The sequence below is a fragment of the Maricaulis sp. genome, from assembly GCF_030149235.1.
Classification (GTDB): domain Bacteria; phylum Pseudomonadota; class Alphaproteobacteria; order Caulobacterales; family Maricaulaceae; genus Maricaulis.
In genome coordinates, this window is record NZ_JASBRW010000032.1 from 1 (window position 1) to 2,264 (window position 2,264).

Annotated in this window: 3 protein-coding genes; 1 reads left to right on the forward strand and 2 read right to left on the reverse strand. The window is 61.5% G+C overall.

The features are described 5' to 3' along the window. On the forward strand, positions 1-934 hold a 934-nt coding region (locus Q1V51_RS04855; RefSeq protein ID WP_300553610.1), incomplete at its 5' end, for a ribose-phosphate pyrophosphokinase. Between the two features lie 5 nt (positions 935-939). On the opposite strand, the gene Q1V51_RS04860 is transcribed toward Q1V51_RS04855, so the two are convergent. Then, positions 940-1,854, reverse strand: a complete 915-nt coding sequence (locus Q1V51_RS04860) for a hypothetical protein (RefSeq protein ID WP_300553612.1) — start codon at positions 1,852-1,854, stop codon at positions 940-942. A gap of 130 nt (positions 1,855-1,984) precedes the next feature. After that, the coding region (locus tag Q1V51_RS04865; protein ID WP_300553615.1) for an energy transducer TonB at positions 1,985-2,264 on the reverse strand (280 nt) is incomplete at its 5' end.

The following is a 2,264-nucleotide window of genomic DNA, read 5'->3' on the forward strand; positions in this document are numbered from 1 at the left end:
ACTTCTCGCTTGCAACGCAAACCGCCCGCTCGCTGAAGCCATTGCCGACTATCTGGACATGAGACTGACCCGGTCGGAGGTGAAATCCTTCGCCGACCAGGAAATCTTCGTCCGTATCGACGAGAATGTCCGCGGTGAGGATGTCTTCGTCATCCAGTCGACCTCGCACCCGGCCAATGACAATCTGATGCAGCTGCTGATCATGATGGACGCGCTGCGCCGCGCCTCTGCCCGCCGCATCACGGCTGTCATCCCCTATTTCGGCTATGCCCGCCAGGACCGGAAAACCGATGGCCGCACGCCGATCTCGGCCAAGCTGGTCGCGAACCTGATCTCCACGGCCGGCGCCGACCGCGTTCTGACCGTGGACCTGCACGCCGGCCAGATCCAGGGCTTCTTCGACATCCCGACCGACAATCTTTTCGGCAGCCCGGTGATGATCGACGACATCAAGGAACGCTACGGCAAGGACAAGATCGTGGTCGTCTCGCCGGACGTCGGCGGCGTGGTGCGCGCACGCTCCCTCGCCAAGCGGCTCGACGATGCCGACCTCGCCATTGTCGACAAGCGCCGCCCCGAAGCCGGCAAGTCGGAAGTCATGAACATTATCGGTGATGTCAGCGGCAAGCGCTGCATCATGCTGGACGACATGTGTGACTCAGGCGGCACGCTGGCGAACGCTGCTGCGGCCCTGAAAGATCAGGGCGCAAAATCGGTCTCGGCCTATGTCAGCCACGGCGTTCTTTCCGGCAAGGCAGTGGAGCGGATCGAGAAATCGGTGCTCGACGAACTGGTCATGACCGATACAATCGCCCCGTCGGACGAAGCGAAAAAGTCCAAATCCATCCGCATCCTGCCGATCGCACCCCTGCTGGGAGAAGCCATCCGCCGCATCGCGAACGAGGAAAGCGTCTCGAAACTGTTCGACCGCTAAAGCCGTTACTGGCTCTCTGGGGCTGGCGCCAGCGTATCTTCAGACGGAAAAACAAGTCCCACACTGAACATGTGGGTGAAGCTGTGCGGTCCGGTGCAGTAATATACGCCGTCTTCCTCCATGAAATCCGGCGCTGTCGCCAGCTCTTCGCGGATCGCGAGTTTGCCCGCCACCCGGTTGTGGGCCATGCCGCCCCGGTGCACCAACATCACCGATGCCACCGGCGTGAATTTGTTGAGCACAAACCCAGCCGTCGCAGCCCGGTTTGATGTGGCCTCACCGGTCATCGGGTCGATGACCTGGCTTGGCCGCGTTGCCAGACCCGTGTGATAATTACCCGCAAACATCAGGATGAGATCACAATCGACCGCCTCGCAAGCCGCTTTCGTATGCAAGGCCAGATCGAGATCCCACACACTGAGCGTGCGGTCGACACTGTCCGGCAGGTCCAGCGCCGACACCGCCGCCCTGTCCTCATCGGTCCGGTACCGGCGGCTATCAGCGGCGACGACATGAATATCCGCCCCCGCCAGCTTCAGCGCCCGCAATTGCAACAGCATGTTCCGCATCGCGTCGGAGGTACGCCCGTCCTTCGTATGGTGCATCGAAAAGGCGTCGAGCGCGGCCAGTTCGTCCAGCGCCGCCATCACCGCATCAAGATCGGCCTGCCATTCGGGCGGATATTCCAGCGCGACCAGCACGCGCCGCTCCCCTGCTGCCGCCTGCGCCACCGCATCTGCAAACACAGCCGGCATTTCCCGGGTGCCGTGATAATCGCCATACAAGATCGCCTTGTGAGCGGCGGCAAGATCCTCGAACGACACCGCCTGCCCTTCCGCGCATGCGGGCGCCTTCGGTGTTTCCGCTCCGGCGGACAAGGCGACAGCTAGCGCTGTGATGATGGCTGCAATAGGTTTCACGTTCCGGTTGCCTCCCGCTCAATCGGAACATTATGTTACATTAGAACAATTGTCCATGCATCAGCAGATGCAGCGGGATGACGCGGTTTCCGGGCCGGTGTGTGACCCGCCCGGAAACATCCGGTCACTGTCAGCTCATGCAGTAGGAAAGTGGATATGTCACGCCTTTGACTTCCACCGGTTGGCCATCCGGCCTGGTCACGGGCTTGAACGCAGCGCCCGGCAGTGCCGCAGCAGAGCTTGCGAATACGGGATCGGAGCAAGTCGCCAGCGTATTCTTCGGCTTGCCGTCCAAACCCAGATCAAACATCACGAGACAGGCCCCGATCTTTCCCGCTGACGCCGCTTCCGCGGGATAGACAGGCATCGGGTAGGACTTCGCTTCCGGCACCCATGAAGCATCCATCAGA